Source organism: Caulobacter radicis, assembly GCF_003094615.1.
GTDB lineage: Bacteria > Pseudomonadota > Alphaproteobacteria > Caulobacterales > Caulobacteraceae > Caulobacter > Caulobacter radicis.
Window position 1 is genome coordinate 185,003 of sequence record NZ_QDKO01000043.1, and the last position, 15,611, is coordinate 200,613.

14 protein-coding genes are annotated in these 15,611 nt (G+C 69.1%); 9 read left to right on the forward strand and 5 right to left on the reverse strand.

The genetic code is table 11. The annotated features are described in order from the left end of the window. Positions 1-57 precede the first annotated feature (57 nt). Positions 58-1,710: a CTP synthase gene (locus tag DDF62_RS23540; RefSeq protein WP_058348874.1), complete on the reverse strand. Its 1,653-nt coding sequence runs from the start codon at positions 1,708-1,710 to the stop codon at positions 58-60. Between the two features lie 77 nt (positions 1,711-1,787). After that, positions 1,788-2,228: a preprotein translocase subunit SecG gene (secG, locus tag DDF62_RS23545; RefSeq protein WP_116491365.1), complete on the reverse strand. Its 441-nt coding sequence runs from the start codon at positions 2,226-2,228 to the stop codon at positions 1,788-1,790. Between the two features lie 158 nt (positions 2,229-2,386). On the opposite strand from secG, the gene DDF62_RS23550 reads away from it, so the two are divergent. Continuing rightward, positions 2,387-2,902, forward strand: a complete 516-nt coding sequence (locus DDF62_RS23550) for a GNAT family N-acetyltransferase (protein WP_116491366.1) — start codon at positions 2,387-2,389, stop codon at positions 2,900-2,902. A gap of 788 nt (positions 2,903-3,690) precedes the next feature. Here DDF62_RS23550 and tpiA read toward each other — a convergent pair. Then, positions 3,691-4,452: a triose-phosphate isomerase gene (gene tpiA / locus DDF62_RS23555; protein ID WP_116491367.1), complete on the reverse strand. Its 762-nt coding sequence runs from the start codon at positions 4,450-4,452 to the stop codon at positions 3,691-3,693. Between the two features lie 166 nt (positions 4,453-4,618). Between tpiA and DDF62_RS23560 the strand changes: the two genes are divergently transcribed. Both DDF62_RS23560 and trpE read left to right on the forward strand, forming a co-directional pair. Next, positions 4,619-6,589: a peptidylprolyl isomerase gene (locus tag DDF62_RS23560; RefSeq protein WP_116491368.1), complete on the forward strand. Its 1,971-nt coding sequence runs from the start codon at positions 4,619-4,621 to the stop codon at positions 6,587-6,589. Beyond that, positions 6,586-8,121 carry an anthranilate synthase component I gene (trpE, locus tag DDF62_RS23565; protein WP_116491369.1) on the forward strand — a complete coding sequence of 512 codons (1,536 nt, stop codon included), beginning with the start codon at positions 6,586-6,588 and terminating at the stop codon, positions 8,119-8,121. The genes DDF62_RS23560 and trpE overlap by 4 nt, the downstream gene beginning before the upstream one ends. Positions 8,122-8,175: 54 nt before the next feature. On the opposite strand, the gene DDF62_RS23570 is transcribed toward trpE, so the two are convergent. Then, on the reverse strand, positions 8,176-10,218 hold the full coding sequence (locus tag DDF62_RS23570; protein ID WP_133244984.1) for a multicopper oxidase family protein: 2,043 nt from the start codon (positions 10,216-10,218) through the stop codon (positions 8,176-8,178). A 106-nt stretch (positions 10,219-10,324) separates the two neighbouring features. Next, positions 10,325-10,531 carry a hypothetical protein gene (locus DDF62_RS25785; RefSeq protein WP_165255608.1) on the reverse strand — a complete coding sequence of 69 codons (207 nt, stop codon included), beginning with the start codon at positions 10,529-10,531 and terminating at the stop codon, positions 10,325-10,327. A gap of 149 nt (positions 10,532-10,680) precedes the next feature. Here DDF62_RS25785 and DDF62_RS23580 point away from each other — a divergent pair, with 149 nt between their 5' ends. The 6 genes from DDF62_RS23580 to DDF62_RS23605 all read left to right on the forward strand — a co-directional run bounded on the left by DDF62_RS23580 (position 10,681) and on the right by DDF62_RS23605 (position 15,605). Further along, positions 10,681-11,277 carry an anthranilate synthase component II gene (locus DDF62_RS23580; RefSeq protein WP_116491371.1) on the forward strand — a complete coding sequence of 199 codons (597 nt, stop codon included), beginning with the start codon at positions 10,681-10,683 and terminating at the stop codon, positions 11,275-11,277. 15 nt (positions 11,278-11,292) lie between these two features. Next, the gene (gene trpD / locus DDF62_RS23585; protein WP_116491372.1) at positions 11,293-12,321 is read left to right on the forward strand and encodes an anthranilate phosphoribosyltransferase; all 1,029 of its coding nucleotides are present in this window, start codon (positions 11,293-11,295) and stop codon (positions 12,319-12,321) included. Continuing rightward, the gene (gene trpC, locus DDF62_RS23590; RefSeq protein WP_116491373.1) at positions 12,318-13,106 is read left to right on the forward strand and encodes an indole-3-glycerol phosphate synthase TrpC; all 789 of its coding nucleotides are present in this window, start codon (positions 12,318-12,320) and stop codon (positions 13,104-13,106) included. Before trpD ends, trpC begins: the two co-directional genes overlap by 4 nt. A 207-nt stretch (positions 13,107-13,313) precedes the next feature. Next, entirely contained in the window at positions 13,314-14,093 is a 780-nt protein-coding gene (lepB, locus tag DDF62_RS23595; RefSeq protein ID WP_116491374.1) for a signal peptidase I, read from the forward strand. A 304-nt stretch (positions 14,094-14,397) separates the two neighbouring features. Next, the gene (lexA, locus tag DDF62_RS23600; RefSeq protein ID WP_116491375.1) at positions 14,398-15,105 is read left to right on the forward strand and encodes a transcriptional repressor LexA; all 708 of its coding nucleotides are present in this window, start codon (positions 14,398-14,400) and stop codon (positions 15,103-15,105) included. A gap of 116 nt (positions 15,106-15,221) precedes the next feature. Beyond that, on the forward strand, positions 15,222-15,605 hold the full coding sequence (locus tag DDF62_RS23605) for a hypothetical protein (protein WP_116491376.1): 384 nt from the start codon (positions 15,222-15,224) through the stop codon (positions 15,603-15,605). The last annotated feature ends 6 nt before the right edge of the window (positions 15,606-15,611 follow it).

A 15,611-nucleotide genomic window follows, 5' to 3' on the forward strand; every position in this document is an offset into this window, starting at 1 on the left:
GCCGCCGCGTGAGGGCGCGCTTATGCCTGAATCTCTCCAGACATGCAACTCGCCAGTTCAGACCAGTCGCCCGTGCTCCTTGGCCGCCGCGATGAAGCTGGCGAACAGGGGGTGCGGAGCGAACGGACGGCTCTTCAGTTCCGGGTGGAACTGCACGCCGATGAACCACGGATGGTCGTCGCGCTCGACGATCTCGGGCAGCACGCCGTCCGGAGAGCGACCGGTCAGCTTGAGACCCGCCTCCTCCATCTTGTGGCTGTAGCCGATGTTGACCTCGTAGCGGTGACGGTGGCGTTCGACGATCTCGGTCCCGCCGTAGATCTCGGCGACCTTGGAGCCCTGCTGCAGCACGGCGTCGTAGGCGCCCAGGCGCATGGTGCCGCCCAGGTCGTCGCCGGCCTTGCGCGACACCATCTCGTTGCCCTTGATCCACTCGGTCATCAGGCCGACGACCGGACGGTCGGTAGGCCCGAACTCGCTGGAGCTGGCGTCGGTGATTCCCGCGACGTTGCGCAGGGTCTCGATGACGGCCATCTGCATGCCGAAGCAGATGCCGAAGTACGGCACCTTGCGCTCGCGGGCGAACTGGGCCGCCCGGATCTTGCCTTCCGCGCCGCGCTCGCCGAAACCGCCGGGCACCATGATGGCGTGGGCGTTCTCGAGACGGGCCGCGGCCGCGCCCTCGTCGCCCTCGAAGGTCTCGCTCTCGACCCAGTCCAGGTTGACCTTGACCTTGTTGGCCAGGCCGCCGTGGTGCAGGGCCTCGATGAGGGACTTATAGGCGTCCTTCAGGACCGTATACTTGCCGACGACCGCGATCGTGACCTCGCCGTCCGGATGCTGGACGGTGTTGTCGATGGCTTCCCAGCGCGACAGGTCGGGCTTGGGGGCGTCGCCCATGCCGAAGACGTCGAGCACTTCGGCGTCGAGGCCTTCCTTGTGATAGTCGATCGGCACCGCATAGATCGAGGAGCTGTCCAGAGCCTGGATCACGGCGCTCGGGCGCACGTTGCAGAACTGGGCGATCTTGCGCTTTTCCTCGACCGGGATCTCCTGCTCGCAACGGCACAGCAGGATGTCCGGCTGGATGCCGATGGAGCGCAGCTCCTTGACCGAGTGCTGGGTCGGCTTGGTCTTCATCTCGCCGGCCGTCTTGATGAACGGCAGCAAGGTGAGGTGCACGTAGCAGCTCTGGCCGCGCGGCAGGTCCTGGCGCAGTTGGCGGATGGCCTCGAAGAACGGCAGGCCCTCGATGTCGCCGACGGTGCCGCCGATCTCGACCAGCACGAAATCGACGGGCTTCTGGCCCGTCTCGTCCATGGCGGGCGAGAGGACGAAGTCCTTGATCTCGTTGGTCACGTGCGGGATCACCTGGACGGTCGCGCCCAGATAGTCGCCGCGGCGTTCCTTCTCGATGATCGTCTTGTAGATCTGGCCGGTCGTGATGTTGTCGGCCTTCTTGGCCGACACGCCGGTGAAGCGCTCGTAGTGCCCCAGATCAAGGTCGGTTTCGGCCCCGTCGTCGGTGACGAACACCTCGCCGTGCTGATACGGGCTCATGGTGCCCGGATCGACGTTGAGATAGGGGTCGAGCTTACGCAGGCGAACCGTGTAGCCACGAGCCTGCAGGAGAGCGCCCAGCGCTGCGGAGGCGAGGCCTTTTCCCAGGGAGGAAACCACGCCGCCGGTGATGAAGATGTACCGCGTCATGGGCGCTCAGATTACCCGCGATTCGGCGATCGCGGCGAAAAGACCGACGTTCATAAACAAGTTTCGATCCCCCACCCTTATTGGGCGGGGGTCTGGGCCGGAGCGGCCGGCGCGGGGGCGGCCGGAGCCGGAACGCTGAGTTGCGGAGCCGGCACGGCGCTCGGCGCGGTCGCGCCCGGAGCCGGAACGGCCGAACCCGGAGCCGGGACGCTCGGAGCGACCGGGGCGTTCAGGGTCTTGGTGTCGAGGCTGTCGATCTTCAGCTTGTCGACGACCGAATCGGCGCCGCCGATGCGGCCGGTCAGGACGGTCAGCACCAGGCTGATGACCAGGAACACCGAGAACAGGATCCAGGTCATGCGGGTCATGAAGTCGCCCGCGCCGCGCGCGGTCATGAAGCTGCCGGCGCCGCCGCCGCCCATGCCGAGGGCGCCGCCCTCGGAACGCTGGAGCAGCACGAAGCCGATCAGCGCGATGCAGACGATGATGTTGATGGCCAGCAGGATGCCGATGAGCATGACGAAACAGTTCTCGATCCGGGCAGCCGGCGAACCGACTGTGAAAAACGAAGCGGCCCCTCTACCACTACCGGCGCGCGCACGCCATAGGTGGGGCGACGGCCGGCCAACTCAAGTTTCCCAATTCAAGTTCCCCAATTTCAAGTTTTAGGGCGCGCATGATTCTCGAGACCGAACGCCTGACGCTGAAGCCGCTGGTCGCCGAAGACGCTCCGCTTATCTATCCGTTCCTCAGCGATCCGGAGCTGATGGCCCACTGGGACCGCGCGCCGCTGGAGGATCCGGACGAGGTGGCGGCCTGCGTCGTCGGCCAGGTCGAGGACATGCAGGCCGGCACGGCGCTCTATTGGACCGTTCGGCTGACCGCGACCGGCGACTTCGTCGGCGCCTGCGAGTTCGTCGAGATCGACGAGCGCCGCCACCGGGCCGAACTGCGTTTCATCGTCGCCCGCGAAAGCTGGGGTCGCGGCTACGCCCACGAGGCGGTGACCGCCCTCCTCGCCCACGCCGCCGCCGGCGAGCTCAAGCACATCATCGCCCGCACCCAGGTGGGCGACGCCCGCGCCGAGAAGCTGCTGGAGCACCTGGGCTTCAAGGGCGCGGCCTACCTGAAGGGCCAGGTCGACCGCGACGGCGAACGCCGGGACGGCAGGTTGTTCGACCTGGAGCTTTGAAGCCAAGATGCTCCCCCTGAAGGGGGAGCTGTCGCGGAGCGACTGTGGGGGAAGTTGCTGGTGAGCCAGCAGCGCCCTCGACGCCAGCAGATACTTCCCCCTCCGGCCCTTCGGGCCACCTCCCCCTTCAGGGGGAGGATCTTGGGGCACGGCCTCGCGGCCTCTCGCGCGGATGCGCTGAGCTGATGGAGAGGGCGCGGGGCGTCCGGGCCTCGCCCGGATGTGTGTGTTTCAAGTACCGTTTCGACGAGACAGAACGCCCCGCGCGATCGTTGTTCCTCAGGCCGGGACGCGCGGGCCTCTTCCGCCCTTTGTCCCTTCCCAATGCAATGCGCCCCCGTTTCTTGGCGGCCAGGCGTGCATGGCGGCGCGCCCCCTCGGACGGGCGAGAGCCTAGTCAGGCAAGCTCCCGATGGCTGGGTTTACGTCCCCCATCCTCATTTAAGCCTGGCCCGGCCCTGCTCACGCAGCTCCGGCGGCCCCGCTCGATCGCATCCACGTCGCCGCTTCGGGCCGGATCCTTGCGACGGGACTGTTTGAGTGTACGGCGGGTTTCAGCGTGTCTGATCGGCGAGGCTGAGAAAGTTGCAAGCGGCTGGATTAGTTCAGAAGTTTTCGACCAACGCCGGGGATCCACGCTGCTCTATCCCCGTCCGGTCCACAAATCCGCCCAATCCCCGCGAAAGCGGGGACCCAGGCTTCTTCTGAAACGCGTGGCGCTCGACGATAAAACACCTGGGTCCCCGCTTTCGCGGGGATTTTACGGGGTGGGGCAGCCGGCCCGGACCTCAAGCCGCCGCGATGATGGCCAGGAAGTCCTTGGCCTTCAGCGAGGCGCCGCCGACCAGGGCGCCGCCGACTTCCGGCGTGGCCAGGATCTCGGCGGCGTTCTCGGGCTTCACCGAGCCGCCGTAGAGAATCGGCACGCTCGCCCCGTGGTCGCCGAAGCGCTCGACCAGCACGGCGCGGATGGCCGCGTGGATGGCGCCGATATCGGCGATGGTCGGGGTCAGGCCCGTGCCGATGGCCCAGACGGGCTCATAGGCGACGGCGAAGGCCTGGCCGGCCAGGTCGTCGGGCAGCGAGTCGCGGGCCTGGCCGGTGACGATCGGTTCGGCCTGGCCGGCCTCGCGCTGGGCCAGGGTCTCGCCCAGGCAGATCACCGGCTCGAGACCGGCGGCCAGGGCGGCCAGCACCTTGGCCGACACTTCCTCACAGGTCTCGTCGTAGCTGCCGCGACGCTCGGAGTGACCCAGAATCACCAACGTCGCGCCGGCGTCGGCCAGCATCGGCGCGGAGATGTCGCCGGTGTAGGCCCCTTGCGGCGCGGCGTGGCAGTCTTGCCCCCCGACGATCACCGACTCGCCCGAAAGCGCCTCGGACATGCGGTGCAGCAAGGTGGCGGGCGGACAGATGGCGACACGCGCCGCGGGCGGGGTTTGCGCCACCGCGGCGGCCACGGCTCTGGCCTCGTCGAGCGAAGCCTCAAGGCCGAACATCTTCCAGTTCCCGGCGATCAACGGCCGGGGCGTCGTAAGAGAAACGGTCATGAGGAGGCTTTGGGGACGCGCTCCCTTGGTAAGTCAAGTCCGCTTCGGCTTGCTCACGCACCTTGGCCTCTACTATACCCGCTTGCTCGCATCGGATGCGTCGCCCCAGGGCGGTCGCCCACGCGCACGCAATTGGGCGGAATCGAAGAAGGTAGTTTCAAACGTCATGCTCGCCGGCTTTCGCTCTTTCGCCAAATCGCCCTTCGCGATCGTCCTGTTCGCCCTGCTGATCGTCAGCTTCGCGATCTTCGGGATCAGCGACGTCTTCAGCCGCCCCAGCACCAACAAGGTGATCGAGGTCGGCTCGCGCTCGGTTTCGCCCGAGGACTTCAAGACGCGCTTCGACAACTACCGCAACCAGCTGCAGCAGCAGGGCCAGACCCTGACGCCGGACGAAGCCGTCCAGCGCGGCGTCGACCGCGGCATGCTCCAGGAGCTGGCGCTGCAGGAATCGATGGCCGAGCTGATCAAGAAGATGGGCGTGCGCCCGTCCGAGACCCTGGTCGGCGAGGTGCTGCACAAGCAGCTGAGCCAGCTGCCGCCCGGCACGCGCCCGTTCGACCCGGTGACCGGCAAGTTCGACAAGCAGATGTACCAGCGCCTGCTGGCCGACAACGGTATGACCCCGGCCGGCTACGAGGCCTCGCTGCGCGACGAGATCGCCCAGTCGCAGTTCTACGCCAGCGTCGCCAACGGCCTGCGCACCCCGCGCATCTATTCGGCCCTGCAGGCGGTCTACGGCCTGGAGAGCCGCGAGCTTTCGGCCTTCGCCATCAACCCGACCAGCGTCGAGCAGCCGGCCGCGCCGACCGACGCCCAGCTGCAGGCGTTCATGACCGAGAACGCCGCCCGCCTGACGCTGCCCGAGACCCGCGTCCTCTCGGTCGTGCGCTTCAGCGCCAAGGCCCTGGAGCCGTCGGTGACCGTCGACCCGGCCGAGGTGCAGAAGACCTTCGACTTCCGCAAGGACACCCTGGCCCAGCCGGAAACCCGCTCGCTGGTGCAGATCGTCGCCCCGGACGCCAAGGCCGCAGCCGCCATCGCCGACCGCCTGCGCAAGGGCGAGGCCCCGGCCAACGTGGCCCAGGCCTACGGCAAGCAGCCGGTGACGATCCTCGACAAGCCCAAGACCGCCCTGCCCGACCGCAAGGTGGCCGACGCCGCCTTCGCCCTCGCCGAGGGCCAGGTCAGCGCGCCGATCGCCGGCGAACTGGGCCAGTCGGTCATCAAGGTGCTGAAGATCAACGCCGCCAAGGCCGCCTCGCTGGACGCCGCGCGCCCGCAGATCGAAGCCGACCTGCGCGTCCAGGCCGCCCAGTCCAAGGCCTATGACCAGACCCAGGCCTTCCAGGACGCCCGCGACGCCGGCGCCAACGTCGTCGACGCCGCCGGCAAGGCCGGCGCCCTGGTGGTCACGACCGCCCCGCTCACCGCGCAAGGCACGGACCTCGGCGGCCAGCCGGCCGCGGGCCTGACCCCCGACGTGCTGAAGGCCGCCTTCGCCCTGCCGGCCGGCGGCGAGAGCGACCTGATCGAAGCGGGCAAGGGCGAATACTTCGCCGTCCGCGTCGAAAAGGTGAACAAGTCCGCCCTGCCCCCGCTGGCCGAGGTCCGCGCGCCGCTCGCCCAGCAGTGGATGATCAACGAACTGGTCAAGCGCCTGAAGGCCAAGGCCGACGAACTGGCCGTCCGCGTCCGCAAGGGCGAATCGATGGAAGCCGTCGCCGCCTCGGCCAACGCCAAGGTCATGAAGGTCCAGGGCCTGTCGCGCGAGAACGCCCAGCAGCACCAGGCCCTGGGCCGCGACCTGCTGATCGCCTCGTTCAACGCCAAGCCCGGCGAGGTCTTCGCCGCCCGCGCGCCGCAGGTCGGCTACGTGGTCGGCCGCATCGACTCCGTCCGCGCCGGCGACAACGCCGAGATCGCCCGCGCCACCGAGACCATGCGCCCGCAGACCAGCATGGCCTACATGCGCGACATCGGTCAGGCCGGCCGCACGGCCGCCCGCGACAAGCTGAAGCCGAAGCTGAACCTGAATCTGGCTCGCCAGGCCATCGGCGTCGACACCGAGGCCCTGGCCAAGGCCGAGAAGGACGGCGCGGCCAAGGGCGGCGCCAAGAAGGCCGCGGCTCAATGAGCCTGGAGCCCGGCTTCGACGCCTTCGCGGCCGGCTACGACGCCGGCCTTCCGCAGCTGGTCTGGACGCGGCTGATCGACGATCTGGAGACCCCGGTCTCGGCCTATCTGAAGATCGGCCACGGCCGCCCCTACGCCTTCCTGTTCGAAAGCGTCGAGGGCGGCGCCTGGCGCGGCCGCTACTCGATCGTTGCCATGAAGCCCGACGTCGTCTGGCGCTGCCGCGGCGACAAGGCCGAGATCGCGCGTGGCGACGACATCGCCGCCGGCAAGTTCGCTCCGCTGGAAGGCGGCGCCCTGGACAGCCTGCGCGACCTGATCGCCCAGTCGAAGATGGACCTGCCGGCCGGCCTGCCGCCGATGGCGGCGGGGATCTTCGGCGCGCTGGGCTACGACACCGTGCGCCTGGTCGAGAAGCTGCCGGACATCAATCCGGACGCGCTGGGCCTGCCCGACGGCATCATGACCCGGCCCTCGATCGTGGCCGTGTTCGACGCCATCGCCCAGGAGATCATCCTGACTACGACGGCGCGACCGGCGCCCGGCGTGTCGGCAAAGGAAGCCTATGCGGCCGCCCGTGAGCGCATCGAGACGGTGATGGCTGACCTGCGCCGTCCGCTGGCCCACGACGCGCCTCGCGCGCCCCAGGGCCCGATGGAGTTCACCACCCCGGTCAGCCGCGAGGACTATCGCGAGGTCGTCGAGAAGGCCAAGGAGTACATCCGGGCCGGCGACATCTTCCAGGTGGTGCCCAGCCATCGCTTCCGGGCTCCCTTCGGCCTGGACGCCTTCGCCCTCTACCGCTCGCTGCGTCGGACCAACCCGTCGCCGTTCCTGTTCTTCCTGGACCTGGACGGCTTCAACCTGGTGGGTTCCAGCCCCGAGATCCTGGTGCGCCTGCGCGACGGCAAGATCACCATCCGCCCGATCGCCGGCACCCGCCCGCGCGGCGCCACGCCGCAAGAAGACCTGGCGCTGGAGAAGGAACTGCTGGCCGACCCGAAGGAGCGGTCCGAGCACCTGATGCTGCTGGACCTGGGCCGCAACGACGTGGGCCGCGTGGCCATGCTGGGCCAGACAGGCTCGAACGAGAAGCCCAAGGCCGGCAAGCACGCCAATGTGCGGGTGACCGACAGCTTCACGATCGAGCGCTACAGCCACGTGATGCACATCGTCTCGAACGTCGAGGGCGACGCGCCCACGAACGTCGATCCGGTCGACGTGCTGATGGCCGCCCTGCCCGCCGGCACGCTGTCGGGCGCGCCCAAGGTGCGGGCCATGGAGATCATCGACGAACTGGAAGTCGAGAAGCGCGGCATCGGCTACGCCGGCGCAGTGGGCTACATCGGCGCCGACGGCTCGGTGGACACCTGCATCGTGCTGCGCACGGCCCTGGTCAAGGACGGCATGATGTACGTCCAGGCCGGCGGCGGCGTGGTGGCCGACAGCGACCCGGACGCCGAGTACGACGAGACCCTGCACAAGTCCCGCGCCCTCAAGCGCGCCGCCGAGGAAGCCTGGCGCTTCGCCTGAGGCCGCCAGAGCGGAAAAGAAGAAGGGGCGGCCGATCGGCCGCCCCTTTGTCGTTTAGTGGCCAGTGTGGGGCCGGGCCGCGCCTTCGGGACCCACGGCGTCGGTCAGGCCGTGACCCAGCGCCATCGGCTTGCCGTCGGGACCGCGGTCGGCGATGCGGACCATCTCCATCATGCCGGCGTCCTCGTGGTTGAGGATGTGGCAGTGCAGGACGAAGTCGCCGATGTAGCGCGCGTAGTGGCTGCGCACGTTCACCTTGACGCCCGGCTCGACGAAGACGGTGTCCTTGAACACGCCCTTCATGCCGAAATACTGCGAGCCGGCCTGCTGGGTCAGGTCCGCGCCGTCCTTGTCGATCACCGACTCGACCTCGAACGGATTGACGTGGATGTGGAACGGGTGGCCGACGTCGTCGGTCTCCAGCGTCCAGCGGTCGGTGTCGCCCAGCACCAGGGTGCGCGAGAAGTCGTCCGGATCGAAGCGGCGGATGGTGTCCACCGTGCGGCCCACGCCCGGCCCGGTCTTGCCGCCCGGCTTGGTCGGCTTGCCCTTGCTGAGCGAGAAGATCAGCGGCTGGTCATGGTCGATTTTGGCCTGCAGCAGGCTGGCGTGCGGCTTGAAGGCGGCCAGCGACAAGTCGCGCTCCAGGCCGACCACGACGCTCTCGGCCAGGGCCGGATCGGTGATCGGCAGGTTGCGGGCGGCCTCGACCAGCAGTGTCTTGACCTGGTCGCGCGGCGTGGCGGCCTTGGGCTGGCCGGCGACGACGTCGACGAGGAACAGAAGCTGACGACGGTCGGAACTGCCCTCGATGGCGTCCTTCTTCACGTCGACCTGCTCGTCGATCACGCAGTAGGAGCCGGCCTCGGGGAAGCTGACCAGGATGTCGCTGCGATAGCCGGGCTGCAGCACCGTCGAGGTCCGCTCCAGCACCGCATCGCGGGTCAGGCCGTCGGCGGCGATCTCGAACTGGGCGACGGCCTGGCTGGAGGGCGCGCATTCCTTGGCGATCAGGGCGTCCTGCGAGATGGCGCCGGCCTTGGCGATGGCCTCCAGCGACTTCTTGCCGGTGCGCTTGCGGATCGAGACCTTCACGGTGTCGGCGACGCCGCCGTGGATGAAGCGCCAGCGCTCTGGCGCGCCGGCCACGGCCTTCTGCTCGAGCAGCTCGACGGTGGCGCCGTTGACCGTGGTGAAGCGGCCCGAGGTCTTCCAGCGCGGACCGCCGAACAGGTCGTAGCCGTCGAGCTTGCCGACCTCGCCCTTGTCGCAGCGCCAGGTGCCGTCGCCGTTGGTCTTGGGTTTGCCGTCCGCGCCGCGACAGGCGTACTGGATCTGCTGCAGCACGAAGACGTGGTCGGGCGCCTTGCGCAGCAAGAGGTCGACATCGCCGGGGATCACGGCCTTGGTCTCCGCGTCGACGCGCGGCAGGCGGTCGCCCTTGATCACCAGGGCCCCGGCCAGGCCGCTGGCCACCTGGATCGCCGTCGAGCCGTGGACGTGCGGGTGGTACCAGAAGGTGCCGGCCGGGTGGTCGCCGGGGATGTTGTACTCGTACTCGTAGGTGAAGTCGGGGTTGGGCGGCAGTTGGCGCAGCACGTTGTCGCTGATGCCGGCCGGGCTGACCCACAGGCCGTGGCTGTGCAGGTTGGTGGTGTTGAAGCAGTGCGGGACGTTGATGTCCTCGGGGTGGCCCGGGCAGTTGGCCTCGGCCGGCAGCAGGTTGCGGATCTTGACCCGCACGGTCTGGCCGGGCCGCGAGACCAGGGTCGGGGCGACGTACGGGCGGCCGGGCTCGGCCGGATGCAGGGCGTCGCGATAGGCCCGCAGCTCCACGTCGTCGGTCATGCCGCTGTTGGCGTTCCAGATCTTGGACGGCAGCAGCACGACGTCGAGGCGGGCCACGACCTCGTCGCCGGACGGCGGCGGGGCGGGCAGCTCGCCGAAGATCTCGAGGCGCTCCTCGGGCGTGGCCGCACCGGGCGCCACGGTGGTCAGGACCGGCGGATCCGAGAACGGCGCGTCCTGGGCCGCCGCCGTCCCCGCCATGAAGCCCAGGGCGACGGCCGCGCCGCCCAGCAATCCGAGTTTTCGCATGAAGCACCCCCTGCGTCCGAAAATCGCCGGAGGGTGAGAGCACCGCCAGAGTCGTTCAAGTTGAATTCACAACCCTAGGAACTCATTTTGGGCGGGTGCGCGCCGGTCAGTCGCCCAGGCGCTCCTTGGGCAGGTGCTGGGTGGTCAGCGGCGGGGCCAGGACCATCACCGTCGCGAAGCTGACCGCGGCCACGGCGGCGAAGGCGGCGGCCAGCAGCACCGGCAGCATCTTCTGGCGCCGGCGCGGCGCGCGCAGCAGCGCACGGGCGTAGGCGATGGCGGCGGTGTCGATGGCGGAATCAGCGACGGACATGCGGGAAATTTCGCCTCTTCGCGCCCCGGTGGCAACGGATCGGCGGCGCGGCGCTTCGCCGCTGGGCGCTTTCCCAGAAAAACTCTTTCCGTAAAGGGATGACGCGCCGCCCCCGACCGGACTAGAAGCGACACCTGAAAGGCGGCGTCATGATCCTGGTCATCGATAACTACGACAGCTTCACCTACAACCTCGTTCATTACCTGAACGAGCTGGGGGCCGAGACGGTCGTCCATCGCAACGACGATCTGACGGTGCAGGAGGCCCTGGGCCTGAAGCCGCAGGCCGTGCTGCTGTCGCCGGGCCCCAAGGCCCCCGACCAGGCCGGCATCTGCCTGCCGCTGCTGCGCGGCGCCCCCGACGACCTGGCGATCCTGGGCGTCTGCCTGGGCCACCAGGCCATCGGCCAAGCCTACGGTGGCGAGGTGATCCGGGCGAAAGAGGTCATGCACGGCAAGACCAGCCCGATCCGCCACGCCAATACAGGCATCTTCAAGGACCTGCCCGACCCGTTCACGGCCACGCGCTATCACAGCCTGGCGGTGCGCCGCGAGACCCTGCCGGAAGAGCTGGAAGTCACCGCCTGGACCGCCGACGGCGAGATCATGGGCGTGCAGCACAAGACGCGGCCGGTGCACGGCGTGCAGTTCCACCCCGAATCCATCGCCACCGAGGGCGGCCACCAGTTGCTGGCCAACTTCCTCGACCTGGCCGGCGTGCGCCGCGACGCCCAGATCTGGGTCTAGGGCGGGGCCAAGACCATGTCCGACGCTTTCAAGCCCCTGCTGGCCAAGCTGGCCGACGGCCAGACCCTTTCGGAAGACGACGCCGAGGTCTTCTTCAGCGCCTGCCTGCGCGGCGAGCCGACCCCGGCCCAGGTGGCAGCGGCGGTGACCGCCATGCGCCTGCGCGGCGAGACCGTGGGCGAGATCGCCGCCTGCGCCCGCGCCATGCGCCGCGCGGCCGTGCACCTGGAGCATCCGTATGACGTGGTCGACGTCTGCGGCACCGGGGGCGATGGCCTGCACACCCTGAACATCTCCACCGCCGTGGGCTTCGTCGCCGCCGGCGGCGGGCTGAAGGTGGCCAAGCACGGCAACCGCGCGGTGACCTCCAAGTCGGGCACCGCCGACGTGCTGGCGGCACTGGGCGTCAATATCGACGCCAGCCTCGCCCAACAGCGCGCCGCGCTGGACAGCGCCGGCATCTGCTTCCTGTTCGCCCAGTCGCACCACGGGGCGATGAAGCACGTGGCGCCGATCCGCCAGCAGCTGGGCTTCCGCACGATCTTCAACCTGCTGGGTCCGCTGACCAATCCCGCCGGCGCCAAGCGCCAGGTGGTCGGCGTCTCGGCCCCGCGCTTCGTCGAGCCGATCGCCCGCGCGCTGGGAGCCCTGGGCGCGGAACGCGCCTGGTCGGTGCACGGCGGCGGCATGGACGAGCTGACCATCACCGGCGAGACCGAGGTGGCCGAATGGCGCGAGGGGGCGATGCGCCTCTTCACCATCACGCCCGAGGCCGTGGGCCTGCAGCGCGCCTCGCTGGCCGAGATCACCGGCGGGGATCCCGCCTTCAACGCCGCGGCGCTGACCCGCCTGCTCGACGGCGAGACCGGCGCGTATCGCGACATCGTGCTGCTCAACGCCGCCGCCGCCTTCCTGGTGGCCGACAAGGTCGAGACCCTGCGCGAAGGCGTGGAGCTGGCTGGCGCCGTGCTCGACGACGGCCGCGCCAAGGCCGCCCTCGCCGGCCTCGTGGCCGCCACCAACGCTGAAGCCCTGCCCGCATGACCGACATTCTCGCCAAGATCGCCGACTACAAGCGCGAGGACGTCGCCGGTCGGAAGGCCGCGCGCTCCCAGAGCGACGTGGAAGCCGCCGCCAAGGCCGCTTCGGCGCCGCGCGGCTTCAAGGCCGCGCTGGAGGCCAAGCATGCGCCGGGCAAGCTGTCGCTGATCGCCGAGATCAAGAAGGCCTCGCCTTCCAAGGGACTGATCCGCGCCGATTTCGATCCGCCGGCGCTGGCGAAAGCCTATGAAGCCGGCGGCGCGGCCTGTCTGTCCGTGCTGACCGACGGCCCCAGCTTCCAGGGCGCGGACGAATATCTGGTGGCCGCCCGCGCGGCGACCGCCCTGCCCTGCATCCGCAAGGATTTCCTGGTCGATCCCTGGCAGGTGGCCGAGAGCCGCGCCCTGGGCGCCGACGCCATCCTGGTGATCCTGGCGATGATCGACGACACGCTGGCCGGCGAGCTGATGGCCGAGGCCGCGCGCCTTGGCATGGACGCCCTGGTCGAGGTGCACGACGAGGCCGAGACCGAGCGCGCCGGCAAGCTGGGCGCCACGCTGTTCGGCGTCAACAACCGTGACCTCAAGAGCTTCGTCGTCGACCTGGCGGTGACCGAGCGGCTGTCGAAGCTGGCTCCGGAAGGTTCGCTGCTGGTCACCGAAAGCGGCCTCTTCACCCATGCCGACGTGGTGCGGATGGAAGCGACGGGCGCCAAGGCCATGCTGGTGGGCGAAAGCCTGATGCGCCAGGCCGACGTCACGGCCGCGACGCGCGAGCTGATCGGCTGATCCGAAATCGGTGCGTGGCCCTCGTCCTTCGACAAGCTCAGGATGAGGACCATTGCAGGCTCGGATGATGGAAAGACCTCATCCTGAGCCTGTCGAAGGACGAGGTTTTCGCCGCCGAGGGCGCACCCGATAACACCGCTCGGCCACGTTTCAGCCAAGCTCGCGCTTCTCAATGCCCCTCGGTGTTCGACATCGAGGGGCTTTCGCATGACCAAGGCTGCGCTGCGTTCGAGCGTGATCGACTGGGCCAGGACGCTGGCGGTGACGGTCGCCATCGTGCTCGTGCCTCGCACGGTGCTGTGCCAGCCCTTCACGATCCCGTCGGCCTCGATGGAGCCGACCCTGCTGGTCGGCGACTACATCCTGGTCAACAAGTTCGCCTATGGCTGGAGCCGCCATTCGGCGCCGCTGAGCCCGGCGGTCGGCCATGGGCGGCTGATGGGCCGCGCGCCGACGCGCGGCGACGTGGTGGTGTTCAAGAAGCCGGGCGATGGCCGCACCGACGTCATCAAGCGGCTGGTCGGCCTGCCCGGCGACGAACTTCAGATGGTCGACGGGGTGCTGCGCATCAACGGAACGCCCGTGGCCCAGCAGCCGATGGGGACCCGGATCGAGGAGACGCCGTTCGGCGTGCTGCCGGCCGAACGCTTCGCCGAGACCCTGCCCGGCGGCAGGACCCACCTGATCAACAGCTACGGCCCGCGCACGGCGGCGGGCAATACGGCGGCCTATCGCGTGCCCGAGGGGTGCTATTTCGTGATGGGCGATAATCGCGACAACTCGCTCGACAGCCGCTTCGATCCGGGTCTCATACCGGCCGGCGAGGCCCGCTGCGCCTGGAACCCGGCCGTGGACGCCCTCCTGCCGGCGGAGATCGGCATGGGCTTCGTGCCGTTCGAGAACCTCGTGGGCCGCGCCGAGGTGGTGCTGTTCTCGTGGGAGGCCGGCGCCGGACCGCGATGGAATCGCTCGTTCCGACGGCTGTGAATCGGTGACCACGCGGCGGGAATCGGCGTTCCGGCGCGCGGATTTCCACCCGAGCCGGCACGGCCCGATCCCGCCGTTCACGGAAAATCCGCGCTCATCCGGGCATGGCGGGTATCCGCCAGCGCATCAGGACGGCGCGATCAATCGGCGTGAAATCAGTCACTTAGGCGGCGGTTTCTGACAGCGCCTTCGATCCCGATTTCAAAGAACGCCGGTCGCTGCAATTCACTTGACCTTAACCAAGAACACCTAGAGAACATTCGAAAGGTTTGCGGTTTGTTCCGCGACGACTTGCGAGGCCGTCATGCTCACCCGCAAGCAGCACGAGCTGCTGATGTTCATCCACGAACGGATCAAGGAGACCGGCGTCTCCCCCTCCTTCGACGAGATGAAGGAAGCCCTGGACCTTGCGTCGAAGTCGGGCATTCACCGGCTGATCACGGCCCTGGAAGAGCGCGGCTTCATCCGTCGCCTGGCTCACCGAGCCCGGGCGCTGGAGGTTGTGAAGTTGCCGCAGCAGGCGACCACGGCCGCCCCGCCCAAGGGCCGCGGCGCGTTCCGTCCGCAGGTGCTGGAAGGCGGCGGTCCGGCCCCGTCGGCTCCCGCCCCGCTCGCTCCCCTGCCCGACACCAGCCGTGAGCTGCCGATCCTGGGCCGCATCGCCGCCGGTACGCCGATCGACGCCATCCAGCATGAACGCGACCGCCTGCCGGTGCCCGAGACCATGCTGGGCGGCGGCGAGCACTACGTCCTCGAGGTGCAGGGCGACTCGATGATCGAGGCCGGCATCCTCGACGGCGACTACGTGATCATTCGCAAGGGCGACACGGCCAACAGCGGCGAGATCGTCGTCGCCCTGGTCGGCGAGGAAGCCACCCTCAAGCGCCTGCGCAAGAAGGGCGGCTCGATCGCCCTGGAGGCGGCCAATCCCAAGTACGAGACCCGCATCTTCGGTCCCGACCAGGTCGAGGTGCAGGGCAAGCTGGTGGGCCTGATCCGTCGCTATCACTGACGGCGGCCGTCACCGGGCAAGACGCGCGAGGCGCGGGTGTCGAAAGGCGCTCGCGCCTTGCTTGCGTCTGGGGCGCGCCCTAAGGCTCGAGGCGTCGCTGCCTGGGGGAGATAGCCATGATGTTCCTGCTGCTGGCCGCGCAGGCCGCCGCCGTCGCGCCGCCCGCCGGCGAACCGGTCCTGACCCTCTCCGAGGTCGGGCTGCACAGGGGGCGCTGGCCCTTCACGGGCTACTATCCCGACCGCGCCATGCGCGGCGGCGTCTCGTCCAGGACGACCGCCCTCTGCCGCGCGGCGGCCGCCGGCGCCCTGGTCGACTGCCGCATCGAGGCGGTCGAGGCCGCCGACTACGGCTTCGATCAGGCGACGCTGAAACTGCTGGCCGATGCGAGCACGGACGTGGCCACCCGCGGCGGCGCGCCCACGGAGGGCCGACGCTTGCGCGTCTCGCTCAGCTTCAAGGTCAGCCGCAATGGCTCGACGCGGGTCACGGCGCGCTGAACGCAT